Annotated in this window: 16 protein-coding genes; 4 read left to right on the forward strand and 12 right to left on the reverse strand. The window is 68.5% G+C overall.

What is annotated here, in order from left to right:
* Window positions 1-85: 85 nt before the first annotated feature.
* Window positions 86-1,252: an aminotransferase class I/II-fold pyridoxal phosphate-dependent enzyme gene (locus tag RM25_RS02230; RefSeq protein ID WP_052809087.1), complete on the reverse strand. Its 1,167-nt coding sequence runs from the start codon at window positions 1,250-1,252 to the stop codon at window positions 86-88.
* A gap of 100 nt (window positions 1,253-1,352) precedes the next feature.
* Between RM25_RS02230 and RM25_RS02235 the strand changes: the two genes are divergently transcribed.
* A complete protein-coding gene (locus RM25_RS02235) occupies window positions 1,353-2,354 on the forward strand; it encodes an IS481-like element ISPfr17 family transposase (RefSeq protein WP_044636623.1) in 1,002 nt (333 codons plus the stop codon).
* A 59-nt stretch (window positions 2,355-2,413) separates the two neighbouring features.
* Here the strand turns inward: RM25_RS02235 and RM25_RS13125 are convergent, their stop codons facing one another.
* The 8 genes from RM25_RS13125 to RM25_RS02270 form a co-directional block, all read right to left on the reverse strand.
* The gene (locus RM25_RS13125; protein WP_230954634.1) at window positions 2,414-2,908 is read right to left on the reverse strand and encodes a ketopantoate reductase family protein; all 495 of its coding nucleotides are present in this window, start codon (window positions 2,906-2,908) and stop codon (window positions 2,414-2,416) included.
* Window positions 2,850-3,380 (reverse strand): ketopantoate reductase family protein, encoded by a 531-nt coding sequence (locus RM25_RS13130; protein WP_230954635.1) that lies wholly within the window; start codon window positions 3,378-3,380, stop codon window positions 2,850-2,852. Before RM25_RS13130 ends, RM25_RS13125 begins: the two co-directional genes overlap by 59 nt.
* A complete protein-coding gene (locus RM25_RS02245) occupies window positions 3,377-4,402 on the reverse strand; it encodes a zinc-dependent alcohol dehydrogenase family protein (protein ID WP_173425123.1) in 1,026 nt (341 codons plus the stop codon). Before RM25_RS02245 ends, RM25_RS13130 begins: the two co-directional genes overlap by 4 nt.
* A 316-nt stretch (window positions 4,403-4,718) precedes the next feature.
* Complete coding sequence (locus RM25_RS02250; RefSeq protein WP_155641118.1) at window positions 4,719-5,102, reverse strand: hypothetical protein; 384 nt, start codon at window positions 5,100-5,102, stop codon at window positions 4,719-4,721.
* A 308-nt stretch (window positions 5,103-5,410) separates the two neighbouring features.
* Complete coding sequence (gene tal, locus RM25_RS02255) at window positions 5,411-6,493, reverse strand: transaldolase (RefSeq protein WP_013160419.1); 1,083 nt, start codon at window positions 6,491-6,493, stop codon at window positions 5,411-5,413.
* Between the two features lie 199 nt (window positions 6,494-6,692).
* On the reverse strand, window positions 6,693-7,352 hold the full coding sequence (locus tag RM25_RS02260; RefSeq protein ID WP_060762859.1) for a hypothetical protein: 660 nt from the start codon (window positions 7,350-7,352) through the stop codon (window positions 6,693-6,695).
* 120 nt (window positions 7,353-7,472) lie between these two features.
* Window positions 7,473-7,820, reverse strand: coding sequence for a PRC-barrel domain-containing protein (locus RM25_RS11765; RefSeq protein ID WP_013160421.1), 348 nt, complete (start codon window positions 7,818-7,820; stop codon window positions 7,473-7,475).
* Window positions 7,821-7,941: 121 nt separating this feature from the next.
* Complete coding sequence (locus RM25_RS02270; RefSeq protein WP_044635993.1) at window positions 7,942-9,531, reverse strand: patatin-like phospholipase family protein; 1,590 nt, start codon at window positions 9,529-9,531, stop codon at window positions 7,942-7,944.
* 190 nt (window positions 9,532-9,721) lie between these two features.
* Between RM25_RS02270 and RM25_RS02275 the strand changes: the two genes are divergently transcribed.
* Window positions 9,722-10,690 (forward strand): cation diffusion facilitator family transporter, encoded by a 969-nt coding sequence (locus RM25_RS02275; protein WP_013160424.1) that lies wholly within the window; start codon window positions 9,722-9,724, stop codon window positions 10,688-10,690.
* Window positions 10,691-10,718: 28 nt separating this feature from the next.
* Window positions 10,719-11,183, forward strand: coding sequence for a deoxycytidylate deaminase (locus tag RM25_RS02280; RefSeq protein WP_013160425.1), 465 nt, complete (start codon window positions 10,719-10,721; stop codon window positions 11,181-11,183).
* A gap of 25 nt (window positions 11,184-11,208) precedes the next feature.
* Here the strand turns inward: RM25_RS02280 and RM25_RS02285 are convergent, their stop codons facing one another.
* From RM25_RS02285 to RM25_RS12225, 3 genes are all read right to left on the reverse strand, one after another.
* The gene (locus RM25_RS02285; protein WP_013160426.1) at window positions 11,209-11,607 is read right to left on the reverse strand and encodes a PRC-barrel domain-containing protein; all 399 of its coding nucleotides are present in this window, start codon (window positions 11,605-11,607) and stop codon (window positions 11,209-11,211) included.
* A gap of 162 nt (window positions 11,608-11,769) precedes the next feature.
* Window positions 11,770-13,047: an MFS transporter gene (locus RM25_RS02290; protein WP_044635994.1), complete on the reverse strand. Its 1,278-nt coding sequence runs from the start codon at window positions 13,045-13,047 to the stop codon at window positions 11,770-11,772.
* Window positions 13,048-13,392: 345 nt separating this feature from the next.
* Window positions 13,393-13,647 carry a PLD nuclease N-terminal domain-containing protein gene (locus RM25_RS12225; protein WP_013160429.1) on the reverse strand — a complete coding sequence of 85 codons (255 nt, stop codon included), beginning with the start codon at window positions 13,645-13,647 and terminating at the stop codon, window positions 13,393-13,395.
* Window positions 13,648-13,827: 180 nt separating this feature from the next.
* On the opposite strand from RM25_RS12225, the gene RM25_RS02300 reads away from it, so the two are divergent.
* On the forward strand, window positions 13,828-14,709 hold the full coding sequence (locus tag RM25_RS02300; protein WP_013160430.1) for a 1,4-dihydroxy-2-naphthoate polyprenyltransferase: 882 nt from the start codon (window positions 13,828-13,830) through the stop codon (window positions 14,707-14,709).
* The last annotated feature ends 4 nt before the right edge of the window (window positions 14,710-14,713 follow it).

Here is a 14,713-nt window from a genome sequence, read left to right on the forward strand (position 1 = left end):
CGCCCGGTGCTGTTGAAGGGTGGGTGCCGCGCCCGGTGCTGCTGAGGAGTGGGCGCCGCGCCGGATTCGGCCGTGGCGCCAGGCCCTAGCCGCGTCGTGACGCCAGGAAGTGACCGAGCCGGGAGAGCCCCTCGTCCAGTTCCCCGCGCGACGCCGCATACGACAGGCGCACATGGGTCTCGCCGGTGGTCGGCCCGAAATCACGCCCCGGGGTGAGCGCCACATGGGCGACGTCGAGGGCCTGCTCGCAGAACTGCCAGGCCCCCAGCCCGGTGCCGGACACGTCGATGTACACATAGAACGCACCATCGGGCACGACGGGCACCGGCAGGCCGATGCGAGCCAGGCCCTCGAGCACAAGCCGGCGCCGGGCGCCCAGCTCACGGCGTCGCCGTTCGCAGACCTCCAGCGTCTCGGGGGTGAAGCACGCCAGTGCCGCCTGCTGGGTGGGGTTGGAGGCCGACAGGAAATAGTTCATGGCCAGCCGTTCCACCGGCCCCACCAGCTGCGGGGGCAGCACCGCCCAACCGAGCCGCCAACCGGTCATCCCGAAGTACTTCGAGAAGCTTCCGGTGACGATCGCGTCCGGATCGACCTCGAGCACGGTATGGGCGGGGCTGGCGTCCGACAGCTCAAGGTAGATCTCGTCGACGATGCGCCAGCCGCCCCGCGAGCGGGCCAGTTCGCAAATGGCGGCGAGCTCGTCGAACGGGATCGAGGTGCCGGTGGGATTCGAGGGACTGGCGATCATCACCGAGGTCGTGCGGTCGCCCCACGCCCGCTCGACCATGTCGGCGTCGAGCTGGTAGCGGGTCGCCGCCGTGGTGGGCAGCGCGACGACGGTGCCCCCGAACGACTGCACGAGCTCGCGGTTGCACGGATAGGAGGGGTCGGCCAGGATCACCTCGTCACCCGGATCGGTTGTTGCCGCGGTGGCCAACAGCAGCGCGGCCGAGGCGCCCATCGTGATGGCGATCCGCTCGGCGGGCACCTGCACACCGTGGCGATCGCGGTAGAAATCGGACAGGGCAGAGCGCAACTCGGGTAGGCCCAGTGGTGGGGTGTAGGGCAGGGGACGCCCGTCGAGGGCGTCGCGGCCAGCGGCCAGCACGGCCGGCGGCGCACCGAAGTCGGGCTCGCCGATCGACAGCTTCACCACATGATGGCCCTGTGCCTCGAGGTCGGCGGCCCGCTGGGCGAAATCGAGCGCATGGAAGGTCTCGGCGTTGCGGGCGCGGTGCGAAACGGTCACTAGGTGTACTTCCCCGGGAGGTTGTGAACGGGTGAGGTAGCGAAGACCTCCGGGCAGGATGTGGGTTACCACACTCACTCTCCTGACCACGGAGGTCTTCGTGACTCACGCTAACGCACCCTTGACACCGGAAGGGCGTCGTCGTCTTGCTGTTCTCGTCGTGGAACAGGGCTGGTCGTTGCGGCGGGCGGCGGAACGGTTCCAGTGCTCGCCCGCGACGGTGAAGCGGTGGGCCGACAGGTACCGGGCAGGGCTGCCGTTGATCGACCGTAGTTCGAGGCCCACCTCGTCACCGAACCGGCTTTCGCGTAAGACGGAGCATCGGATCGTCGCGTTGCGGTTCACTCGCCGGTGGGGTCCGCACCGGATCGCGTATCACCTGCGGTTGCACCGTTCCACGGTCGGTCGGGTGCTCGCCCGATACAAGATGCCGAAGCTGATCAACATCGACCAGGCCACCGGGCTGCCGGTTCGCCGCCCGAAGCCGAAACGGTACGAGGTCGCCGCGCCGGGCCAGCTCGTGCACGTAGATATCAAGAAACAAGGCCGGATCCCCGACGGCGGCGGGTGGCGTGCCCACGGTCGCGGATCCATGCAGGACCGTCACGCGGGAGTGGCCCGCGACAAGGCAGCCCGTGCCGGGGCAGCCGGCTCTCGCGGCTACCGGTATCTGCACCACGCCGTGGACGACCACTCCCGGATCGCGTACTCAGAGATCCTTGACGACGAGCGCAAAGAGACCGCAGCGGGGTTCTGGACCCGCGCGAACGCGTTCTTCGCAGGCCTGGGCGTCACAGTCACCGCGGTGATGACCGACAACGGTTCCTGCTACCGGTCAGGCGCCTTCGCTGACGCGCTCGGCGACGAGGTGAAGCACAAGTGGACCCGGCCATACCGGCCGCAGACCAACGGCAAGGTCGAGCGGTTCAACCGAACCCTCGCCGTCGAGTGGGCCTACGCGAAGCCCTACGCCAGCGAAGCCGAGCGCGCCGCAGCCTACGAGACCTGGCTCCATCACTACAATCACCACAGACCCCACACCGGGATCGGCGGCCAGACTCCCTCAGCCCGCGTTCACAACGTCACGGGGAAGTACAACTAGGCCTCCTGGCCAGACGGTCACCTGGCGGTCTTCCGGCCAGACGGTCTTGTGGCGCGATGTTACCGCCGGTGGGGGCCCTCGCCGGACGGCAGCGCCGACAGCAGGGCGAGCATCAGCTTGTTGGCGGGCACCTCGACGCCGACGCGTGCGGCCGTGCGCACCACGGCACCGGTGAGGGCGTCATATTCCAGCGGACGAGCGGCCAGGCGATCCGAGAGCATCGAGGTGGTGGCGTCACCGGGGATGGTCGCCAGCCAGTCCAAGGCGGCGGTTGCGTCGGCATGCGTCAGGTGGATGCCGGCTGCCTGCGCCACCGTCACCGCCTCGGCCATGAGCTGCCCGGCAGCCTGCCTGATGGCCGGTTCATGCAGCACTTCGGCACGTCGTCCGGTCAGTGCGGTGAGCGGATTCGCCGAGATATTGGTGAGTAGCTTGCGCCACGCCGCCGCCGCGAAATCATCCTCCAACCGGACGCGCAGGCCGCCGTGGGTGAGCTCATCGGCCAGCTCGCGGGCAGCTTCCCCGACCGGGAAGGCCAGGTCGACATCGCCCACGTGGTTCACCCGCGCGCGCCCGGGCGCCAGGCGTTCGACATTTGAGGTAGACGATGGCCGGCACCACCTGCGGCGCGTCCGTCGGGGACGCACCTGCACCGGGCTGGCCCAGGTAGGGCGCCACCCGCTCGCGCTGTTCCACGCCGTTCTGGGCCACGAGCACCGTGACCTGCGGCCGGGCGACCGCGCGGAGCCAGTCGGCCGCCGAATCGGTCTGTTGGGCCTTGACGGCCACGATCGCCGTGTCGACGTCGCCCAGCGTCGTGGGGTCGTCGGTGTGCTCCACCGCCCACGCCGAGGTGGTGCCGTGCTCGGTCACCTCGATGCGGTGGATGGGCGCGTGCCCGCCGCAAACGACCACCGCGCGGCCGGCTCGCAACAGTCCCGACGCCACGGCCATGCCGATGGCACCGGCGCCGATCAGCGCAACGCGGGGCCGGCGGCCGGCGGACCCGGACGATGGATGCGTCACAGCGTGAGCAGCACCTTGATGGCGGTGCGCTCGTCCATGGCCTTGTATCCCTCGGCGGCGCGCTCCAGCGGCAGGGTCAGGTCAAAGACCTTGCCGGGGTTGATCTTGCGGTCCCACACCAGCTGGATGAGCTCCGGCAGGAAGCGGCGCACCGGTGCCGGCCCGCCGAACAGGTGCACCTCGGCGGCGAACATCTTGTCCATCGGCAGGGCGACACCCTCATGCGCGACGCCCACGAAGCCGACATGCCCGCCCGGCCGGGTCGCGTCGACGGCCTGCATGAGCGACTGCTCGGTGCCCACGGCCTCGACGGCGCATTGGACGCCGAGCCCGCCGGTCGTCTGCTTGATCCGTTCGGCGCCGGCGTCGCCACGCTCCTCCACGATGTCGGTGGCCCCATATTCGCGGGCCAACTGCTGGCGTTCCGGATGGCGCGACATCGCAATGATCCGTTCCGCGCCCAGCTGCTTGGCGGCCAGCACCGCCATCAGTCCCACCGCACCATCGCCCACCACGGCGACGCTGCTTCCCTCGCCGACGCCAGCGGCGACGGCGCCGAACCAGCCGGTGCCGAGCACATCGGAGGTGGCCATCAGCGAAGGGATGAGGTCGGCATCGGGCTTGCCGGGCATCGCCACCAGCGTGCCGTCGGCGTAGGGGATGCGGGCCTTCTCGGCCTGCGTGCCAATGTGTTGCGAGACGAATTCCCCGTGCACGCAGCGCGACTGGTAGCCGGCCCGGCAGATCTCGCAGGTGTTGTCAGAGATGCAGAACGACCCGACGACATGGTCACCCACATGGAGCGTGGTGACCGCCGAACCGATCTGCTCGACCACGCCCAGGTATTCGTGGCCCATCACCTGGTGGTGCACCGGGACGACGCCGCGGTAGGGCCACAGGTCCGACCCGCAGATACAGGTGGTGGTGATGCGGATCACCGCATCGGTCGGCTCGATGATCCTCGGGTCGTCGCGCTCTTCCACGCGGACAACTCCGGCAGATTCCATGATGACGCCACGCATATCGGTGCTCCTTGGGGTAAGGGTGCTACACCCTCAAATCTAGTCCGCGCCGGCCGTACGGAGTGTCCACGCCAACCCGGCATCAACCATCCTGCCGCTCAACCCAAGGGTGCCGCCCGGCCCAGCCCGGCGCAGACCTTGCCCCCGCCCAAGCCGAGGATGCGCTCCCAACTCAACCCACTTCGCCCATTCCCCATCCGGTCCCGAATCGGATCAAGGTGGGGGGTCTGGGCGACCCGGCGCCGTGCGTAAGCGTCACAGCACAAGCCGGTCGCGCAGACCCCCCCACCGACCAGGTTTTTGGGGCCCAACAACCTCACCAGTAGACGAAGTTGGCAATGGCCGGACTTGTCGCGCTGCCCGTCACGGTGCAATGGGCCAGGTGCTGCTTCTGACCGATCCGCACGCCGATCTGCACCTGCCAGCGGTCGGCATCACGCTGGAGCGTGGCCGTATCGAGCGTGTCATGGGCCTTCACCGCCAGGGCCGGTGCGGCCTTGGCGATCGTCTGCTCGGCCCGCTGCCCGCAGGCGTCCACGGCGATGGACTGGGTGATGCCCTGCGAGGTCGCCTGCTGAGTGGTCGCGGCGGTGCGGCTGGCGGACTCGCCCCGGGCCGATTCCGTGCCGATCAGGCTTCCCGCCGCGGTGAGCGCCACCATGCCCATCATGGCAACGGGCACGGTCCTCCGCCACATCATCCGTGAATGCGATTGCCGACTGTGTGACTGCTGAGTGTCCATCATCATCCCCATCGATGACCCGTCACGGCTGCCGGCATCCCACCTGTCGTTGAGCGGCCATGACTGCCGCCAAGAATACTCGTGACAAGCCGGTTCGATGCCCAATAATTACCCACACCGAAGGCGAACCCTCGCGCAGAACCCGCCCCACGTCGACCCTTCCGGCGCGATCTGATCCAAGACGGCAAAGTCCCGCGACCCGGCGCCGTGCGTAAGCATCACAGCACAAGCGGGTCGCGGGACTTCGCCGTCGTCCGAAGAGAGGATCAGCGCTTCATTGCTGAGGCAACGCTTTCCACGAGTTCGGCCCAGGACGCGACGAACTTGTCCACGCCCTCGGTCTCGAGCTGATCGAACACCTCTGCCAGCGGCACGCCGGCGGCAGCGATCTTGTCCAGGGTGGCCTGGCCCTCGGCCGCGCGACCATCGATCGGCTCGCCGAGCTCACCATGGTCGGCAAAGGCCTGCATGGTCTTCTCGGGCATGGTGTTCACCACGCCACGGGCCACCAGGTCGCTGACGTACAGCGTGTCGGGGTAGGCGGCATTCTTGGTGCCGGTGGACGCCCACAGCGGACGCTGCAGGTTGGCACCCTTGGCGGCCAACTTCTGGAAGCGCTCGGAGGCGAACACCTCCTGGTAGGCGCCGAACGCCACCAGCCCGTTGGCCACACCGGCCTTGCCGGCAAGCTCGGGATGGTTGAGCGCGCCCAGGCGCTTGTCGATCTCGCTGTCGACGCGCGAGATGAAGAACGATGCCACCGAGTGGATCTTCGACAGGTCCTTGCCGGCGGCAGCGGCCTTCTCGAGTCCGGCCATGTAGGCGTCCATCACCTTGCGGTAGCGCTCCACCGAGAAGATCAGCGTCACGTTCACCGAGATGCCGGCGGCGATCGTCGCCTCAATGGCGGGCAGGCCGGCCAGCGTGGCGGGGATCTTGATGAGCACATTGTCGCGGTCGACGAGCTTGTACAGCTCGGCGGCCTGCTTGGTGGTGGCCTCGGTGTCGTGGGCCAGTCCGGGCTCCACCTCGATGGAGACCCGGCCGTCGTAGCCCTCGCTCGACTGGTAGATGGGGGCGAAGAGGTCACAGGCATCGCGCACATCGGTGGCGGTGAGCTGCTTGATCGCCTCGGCGGTGCTCACATCGCCGAGCTCGGTGAGCTGGGCGGCGTAATCGGCACCATTGGACAGTGCACCGGCGAAGATCGTCGGGTTGGTGGTGACGCCGACCACCGAGCTGTCCTTGATCAGTTCTGCCAGGCCGCCGGACGTGATGCGGGCACGGGAGAGGTCATCGAGCCAGATCGAGACTCCGGCATCGGACAGCGCCTTGAGGCGGGGATTCATGTGTGCTCCTTCTGCGGCTCGCGCCGCTGCGCGAATCCATGGCGCGCGCTACTGCGGGCGGTCATGGTGATGCCCCAAGCCTAACCTGCGTGCGAGGCGCACAGGCAGTTGGGGAGAGGGCGTGCAACACCCCTGCGGGCGGGTTCGGTTTGTTGCCTCATGCTGTGCGTCACAGGGGGTGCAGCCGCTAGCGGTCGCCTCAGGCGTAGACGAGCACCGAGCCGTGCTCGGTGGTGCGCAGCGTGCGCTCGATCACGTAGGCCTGCGGGGTCCCGTCCTCGGTCACCGCGATGATGCTCAGCCGCAGGTGCGTGTCGATCGGGCCGAGCTTGCGGGGCATGTCGGTGGCGATGCCAGCGGTGTTGGTCGCCTGCTGCTTGGTGGCTTCGGCCACCCGGTCGCGGTGCATGGCCACGGTCTGCTCGGCGCGCAGGTCCACCGGACGTCCCGGGCGGATCACGTCGAAGTGCACGGAGCGTTCGGCATGCTCGTCGCTGTTCACGATGAAGGTGACGTCATGGGCGATGTGCGATCCCTCGCTGACGGCGCGCAGGCTGGTCACCAGGCCCTTCTCGTCGCGGCTGATCTCCATCACCCAGTTGAAGCGTCCCCGCTCCTGGGTGCCGGGGAAGGCCGGCCCATTGTCCTGGGTGTCGTGCAACACGGCGGCGCGGCTGCGGGCCACCAGCTCCTGGTGGCTCTTCTGGGCATCGGCGGCCGCGCTGAACGCGGCCTGCACCGCGGCGTTCACGTTCGCCCGCGTGTCATGGGCGGCCCGATTGGCCTGCCGCGCCTGCATGATGGCAATAATTCCCAGGATCAGCCCTGCCAGGCCGAGCCCCACAGCAAACCACGTCATCACAACCCGCCTCTCAAGTCTTTGCTTGGCATCCTTGCACAGCCGGCCACGGTGTGTCCGTGGTCCATCGCTTGCGTCCCGTGGTGGGCAATCGGTGTGGCGTGGGTGCGACGCGTGTGCTCAGCGCAGGGTGGTCAGCTCATAGTGGGCGGCGATCTCCGCCTCGGTCACCGGGCTGAGGTGGGGATATGCGTCGCGGGCGGAACGCACCGGGGTGCCGGCCGGGGGAGCGGAGTTCACATGGGCGCGCAGATAGGGCACGTCGATGCGATGCCAGCCCACGGCGGCATTGATGAGCGGCACGAGGAGGCGCCTGGCCCCGAACAGTCCGGTGCGCACCGTGACCGCCAGGGCCTCGCCGTTGACCTGATCGGTATAGACCTGCGCCACGTCGCCGACGAACGCGCCGTCACGGTCGATCACGCGCGCTCCGTAGAGGTGGTCGTATCCGCGGTCGGTGCTGCTCACGGCGCTGTGTTCCTCCTTGTCAGCAGGTCTTCTTGTCAGCAGGTCTTTCCCATCAGCAGTTCCGACGCGCCACCAGATCCCGACCAAGTCGTGCACCGATGCCGCGCCCACCGTCCGGCCGTCAACTGGCGGCCGGCGCGTCGTCGCCCTCCGAGCGGGTCCACCACTGCTGGGCATCGGGCGGCAGCAGGTCCTTGTCCGCCGAGCCCAGGAGCGACTGCAGGTGCAGCTTCAACTGCCCGACCTCGTTGAGCATCGCCTGATCGAACTCGTGGGGGCTGCCGGGCTTCATCTGGCGCTCGCGCTTCCACGCCTGCAGGCGCGTCTCGATGATCTCGCGGTTCACCTGCTGGGTGGCGGCGTCGGCCTCGTGCATGGCCTCGGCGGCGCGCATCCAGCCGTAGTCGCGGTTGATGCGCAGGGTGCCGGGGTCGAATTCCATCGTCTCGTGCACCGACAGCTCCGGCTCGATCACCACCGCCCCGGAACTGCGGGCATAGGCCACCTCGTCGCGCTCTGACTCGTCGCTCTGGATCGACTGGATGCGGAACAGGATCGAGATCAGGTCGCCGGAGCCCACCTGCGCGTCGTAATTCAGCCCCGATGGCCCCGAGACGATCACATAGGGCCTTGTCACCCCCAAGTTGGAGACGGCCCCCTCGACCGGCACGTTCTCCCGGATGCCACCATCCACGTACCATTCGCCGTTCATCTCGACGGGCTTGAATACCCCGGGGATGGAGCACGAGGCCAGCACGCCCATGCTGATGTCGAAGGGGTTCCCGGCCAGCACCTTGTCATCGCGGTCGACGATGTGCCCGTCCTCGCGCATATAGCGCAGCTCCCCGGAATTGAGTCCGACGAAGGCGCAGCGCAGTGTCATTCCCGAGGAGGTGACCTGCTCGGAGTGGAAGAAGTCGCGCGACAGCAGGCGACGCAGGATCGGCCCGGGCTTGAACAGCGACCGATTGCGTTCCAGGCCCCGCCATGCCGCGGTGAGGTCGGCGCTGGCGCGCCCCAGCTGGGGCAGGCCCGCCGCGAGCTGGAAGAACACATTCGGCGTCCACCCCAGCGGTTCGCCGGGTTCCTCCGACATGGCCAGGGCCAGGGTCCGCTCCTGGGGGCTCAGCGCGTTGTCGGTGCTGGTGGGCGCCGCATCCGGGGCGTCGGGGGACTCGCCCGCGCCCGTGGCTGCGCCGCCCGTCACCTGGTGGGTCGGGGTGGCCCCGGCCTGCTTCGCGTCGCCCTCCTGCTTCGCGGCGGCCTGGCGCGTCCCCCAACCAAACCGCGACCACAACCCGGGCTGGTGGCCCGGATCGTCGTGTTCGGCCTTCTCCTCCACCTGCCGCAGCACGTCCAGGGCGTCGGCATGCGATTTCAGCTGGGTGAACCAGCTTCGTTCGGTGAACATGTCCGAGGGCTGCGTCATGGCCAGCCAGAGCTTCTCGATGCCGCGCAGGGACGCCAGCTGCTCGGCCGGGTCCTTCGACTGGGCCAGCAGCGAGCCGAGGATCGCTCCGGCCGAGGTGGCGGTGATCACGCTCGGGGCGATGTGCTCGCGCTCGTACAGATAGCGCAGGGCGCCGATCTGGAAGCTTGCCCGGGCACCGCCGCCGGCGATGACCAGACCCTGGACCGCGGGGGTCTCCTGGCGTGTGGACGCGTGGCGCCCCAGGAAGGGGAGCACGCCGAACCATGCTGGGCGGGACATGGTCCAAGCCTAACTTCGCGAGGACGCGCGACGGCACCCCGCCTCCGGTATTCCGCGCCTTCGGTATCGGGTGCCGGGCCGCGCGATGGGGTGCGCCGGCGTACGCCGATGGCAGGTGGGGCGTACGCCGATGGCAGGTGGGGGGTACGCCGATGGCAGGTGGGACGAAGCCCATGCAGGGTGCGGGATAATGGCTCGTGTGACCAATGTGACCTCCACCGAGAAGGCGTCGCCGATGCGCGAGACCATTGCCGGGCGCTATGCGGCGCCGGTTGACCTGAGCAAGTTCGCGTGGTTGTCCATCGCCGCAGCCGTGGTCACCATCGTGCTGAAGTCGGGTGCCGCCTGGCTCACCGGATCGGTCGGCCTGCTGTCCGATGCCCTGGAGTCGGTGGTCAACCTGGTGGCGGCCATCTTCGCGCTGGTGGCGCTGAAGGTGAGCATCAAGCCGCCGGATTCCAATCACCCCTTCGGCCATTCCAAGGCCGAGTACTTCTCGGCGGCCTTCGAGGGCATCATGATCTTCGTCGCCGCCGTGGTGATCATCTATTCGGCGGTCGAACGCATCCTCAATCCGCGGATGCCCGAGCAGCTGGGCTTCGGCCTGCTGATCTCGGTGGTGGCCTCGCTGATCAACGGCGGCGTCGGCTTCCTGCTGATCCGCGCCGGCAAGCAGCGCCGCTCGGCCACCCTGTCGGCCGACGGACGCCACCTGATGACCGATGTGGTCACCTCGGTGGCGGTGATCATCGGCGTCGGCCTGGTCGCGCTCACCAACCTGCAGGTGCTCGACCCGATCGTCGCCATCCTGGCCGGCATCAACATCCTGTGGACCGGCTGGCGGCTGATCCGCAGCTCGTCGGAGGGCCTGATGGACATCGCCCTGCCGCCGGAGGACGAGGCGAAGATCGAAGGGGTGCTCGACCGCTTCCGCGCCGACGGCGAGATCGACTTCCACGCCGTGCGCACCCGCGAGTCGGGCAATCGGCGCTTTATGGAGATGCACGTGCTGGTGCCCGACGAGTGGAGCGTCAAGCGCGCCCATGACCTGGCCGAGGACGTGATCGACGAGTTGGTGAAGGTGGAACCGGACCTGCGGGTGTCGGCCCACCTCGAGCCCAAGAGCGATCCGCGTTCCTATGAGGACATCGACATCTAGCCCTGTTGGGGCTGGTTACGCTTGTCCTATGGCGACAATCGAGCCGGGACAGGAAATCACCGTCCCCAGCTGGGACGAATACTTCCTCGGCATCACCCAGGCAGTGGCAGCACGCGCAAAGTGCACGCGACGCCGGGTGGGGGCCGTGCTGGTCGGCCCGGACCATCGCATCATTGCCACCGGCTACAACGGGGCCGCGCCGGGGCGTCCGGACTGCCTTGAGGGTGCCTGCCCACGGGGGCGGCTGTCCTACGACGAGATCCCGGGCCTGGGCGATTACGACCGGCCCGGCACCCCGGGCTTCTGCATCGCCATCCATGCCGAGATGAATGCGCTGCTGTTCGCCACCCGCGACACCAAGGGGGCCACGGCCTTCATCACCGACGAGCCCTGCCCGGGTTGCCGCAAGGCGCTGGCCGCGGCGGGCATCGTGCGGGCGGTGTGGCCCGAGGGTGAGTTCGACGGCGACCAGATCGTCGACTTCGGTTGCTGAGCCGGCGCGCGGCGCCGGCCGGGGGTCACTGCGTGGCGTTGGGGCCCGTACCGGCCTGGTCCGCGTCGGCCTGATCGGCGTCGGCTTCGTCCCGGTCGGTCCCGGGGGCGGGAACGGTCTCGATCCCGTAGTACTTGTACAAGTCCGCCTCTTCGTCGGCGTCCAGGTGACGATCGGGATCGACGGTGGGGGCCTCCTTGACGACCTCCTCGGCATAGGGCACCTTGATCTCGCCATTGGCGATATCGGCATGCACCAGCGGCACGAAGTTCTCCTTGGTGCCGAACAAACCGGTCTTCACGGTCACCCAGGTGGGCTGGCCGGTCTTGTCATCCAGGTACACCTGGCCGACGCCACCGATCTTCTTGCCGTCGGAGGCGACAACATCCGAGTTGTACAGATCGTCGTAGTTGTCGTCCGCCATGAGATCCCCTTTCCTGCCACGCGATGAGTCGCGTGGTCGCCCTGCGCCATAGTCGTGGCCCACGGATTCGACGGTCTCCCGAACGTGTCGGGTGGGCCGTCCGGATGAGCCTACAAGCGTCCAGTCTGCCCCGTTCGGGAGCCCACGGCTACTTCAGCGCGGCTACTTCACCGGCATGGTGATCTCGTCGGTCACCCGGCGCCGTTCCAGGTACCACCAGCCACGTCGGTGCGAGTCGAAGCGCAACCGCAGGCTGTCGGTGTGCATGATCACCCAGGTGATGATCACGGTGGAGATGCCGACGCAGATCACGCCGAACATCACCGTGGCGCGCGGGCCCAGCCAGTCGCCCAGGTGGCCCACCACCGGCGAGACCACCGGCGAGATGCCGGTGATCATCAGCATCCACAGGCTCAGCACCCGCCCCCGCATGGACGCACTGGTGTGGGACTGCAGCAGGGTGTTCCCGGTGACCAGCGCGGTGATCGTGGCCAGCCCGATGGGCGCCTGCAGCAGGGCGAACACCCAGTAGTTGGTGGAGAACGCCGCCACCAGGCCGAGCACCGTGTAGGCGGCCATGGAGATGATCATGTGGCGGATGCGCGGCCCATGGCGGGCAGCCGACCACAGCGCCGCAGCCAGGGCGCCGACGCCCATGATCGAGTCGAGCAGGCCGAAGGCGTCCGAGCCGCGATGGAAGATGCCGGTGGTCATCACCGCATTGGAGATCTGGAAGTTGAAGCCCAGTCCGCCCACCGCGAAGCCGATGGCCAACAGCACCATCAGGTCGGGGCGGCGGCGCACATAGCGCAGGCCCTCATGGATGCTGCCGCCGTCCTTCGCCCTGGCCGGCGTGGCCAGGTCACGGGTCTTGAGCAGCGCCAGGCAGATGATCATCGCCGCGAACGACACGGTGTTGACGGCGATCACCGGTCCGGTGCCGATGATGGCGATGAGCACGCCGGCCAGTCCGGGGCCCAGCAGGCGCGTCATATTGAAGCTCGCGGAGTTGAGGCTGATCGCATTGGACAGCTGGCGCCCCGAGACCACCTCCGAGACGAAGCTCTGGCGGGCCGGTGAATCGAACGACGAACCGACGCCGTCGATCGTCGCGATGAGGTACACATGCCACAGTTCGGCCACCCCGGTGATCACCAGGGTGGACAGCACGGCGGCGTCGATGAGTCCCACCAGTTGGGCCAACATGAGGATGCGCCGCTTGGGGAAGCGGTCGGCCAGCTTGCCGGCGATCGGCATGAGGAACAGCGTGGGCAGGAACTGCAGCGCCGTCACGGTGCCCAGGGCGGTGGCCGAGTGGTCGGTCAGCACGGTGAGCACCAGCCAGCTCTGGGCGGTGCGGGCCATCCACTGGCCCATGTTCGACACCGTCATGCCGGTGAAGTAGATGCGGTAGTTCGGCACGGCCAGCGAGGCGAACATCCTTCTCACTGCTGGCTCCTCGTCGTCGACCCGGCCGCCTGGTCGCGCATCAACACAGTCACGCATCAACTCCTGACATGCCCGACGGGTGGGGCGGGCGGCCGGCGCGGGACGCTGGGACGCAGTCCTGCCCGGCAATCGAGCGGCACGGCCATCGCCAGCACATGCCACCGAGGTGGAAAGGGGAGCCGCGGAAAGGCGGCGGGTCCAGCCGTGGCCCGGGCACAGCGGGCTGCCAAGCGCATGACAGCTTCCGACGCGAGTTCTTGGGGTGAAACCCCAGCTGCGCGGGAAAACGACCGGCCGAGCGGGCCAACGGCCACCAAAACCGCCGTCAGCGTGGCCTCACAGCTTGCGCAGCCAGTCCTCGTTGTCGTCGGGCGGGGGAGCGCCGCCGCCATCGCGGCTGCCGTCGTTCATGCCGTGCAGGCGGCTCAGCACGATCCACGCCACCGGCCCCACGGCGGGCAGGAAGATCACCACGAGCAGCCACATCCACTTGGGCATATAGGGCACGTCGTAGGGGTCGGTCTGGGTCAGGTCGACGACCGCGAAGATCGTCAGTGCCAGCAGGACCAACACCGGGAGAATACGCGCCATGTCCCCAAGTCTAGGGGTCCGCCCGTGCGGCACACCGGGCGGCGCTCGTGGCATGATCGACGTCGGCCCGCCCGACGTCCCCCCGGCACTGGACACGGCCATCCCCGAAGACATCCCCACCGACCCATCATCCGCAGGCGGTGCGGGGTGCTGGCACCAAGCTTGTGAGGCACAACACCGATGGCAACAGCGTCCGAATGGCTCGAGGGTGCGCGGCTGCGCACATTCCCCACCGCGATCTCCCCGGTGGTGGCCGGAACGGCCATCGCCTGGTGGCACGGACGGGCACCGCTCGGCATCGCTGCGCTGTGCCTGGTCGTCGCGCTGGCGTTGGTGATCGGGGTCAACTTCGCCAATGACTACTCCGATGGGGTGCGGGGCTCCGACGAGAACCGGGTGGGACCCCAGCGGCTGGTCGGCTCCGGCGCGGCCAATCCGTCCGCCGTCAAGCGCGCCGCCTTCGCCTGCTTCGCCGTCTCGGCGCTCGCCGGCCTGGTGGCGGTGCTGGTCACCGGCCACTGGTGGCTGCTGATCGTGGGCGTGGCCTGCATCCTGGCCGCCTGGTTCTACACCGGTGGGCGCCATCCCTATGGCTACCTGGGGTTGGGCGAGATCTTCGTCTTCGTCTTCTTCGGGCTGGTGGCCGTGGGCGGCACCAGCTACCTGCTCAGCGCCCGGGTGGGCGCGCCCGGTTGGCTGACCGCTGCCGGCATCGGGGTGCTCGCCTGTGCCGTGCTGGTGACCAACAACCTGCGCGACATCGTCGGTGACACCGCCTCGGGCAAGCGCACCCTGGAGACGCGCATCGGCGACCGCGCCACGCGCGTGCTCTACGCCGTCCTGGTGGGCGTGGCGGCGCTCACCGTGGTGGGCGTGGCGGCGCTGACCACCTGGTGGGCCCTGCTCGGACTGGCCTGCCTGGTGTTCCTGGCCCCGGCCTGTCGGGTGATCCTGGGTGGTGCCCGGGGCATGGCGCTGGTCGCGACGCTGAAGAACACCGGCCTGGGCGAGCTCTGCTACGCCCTCGGTATCCTGGCCGGTGTCGCGATCTCGATGATCTGAGCGG

It is taken from the genome of Propionibacterium freudenreichii subsp. freudenreichii (genome assembly GCF_000940845.1).
Taxonomy (GTDB): Bacteria; Actinomycetota; Actinomycetes; order Propionibacteriales; family Propionibacteriaceae; genus Propionibacterium; species Propionibacterium freudenreichii.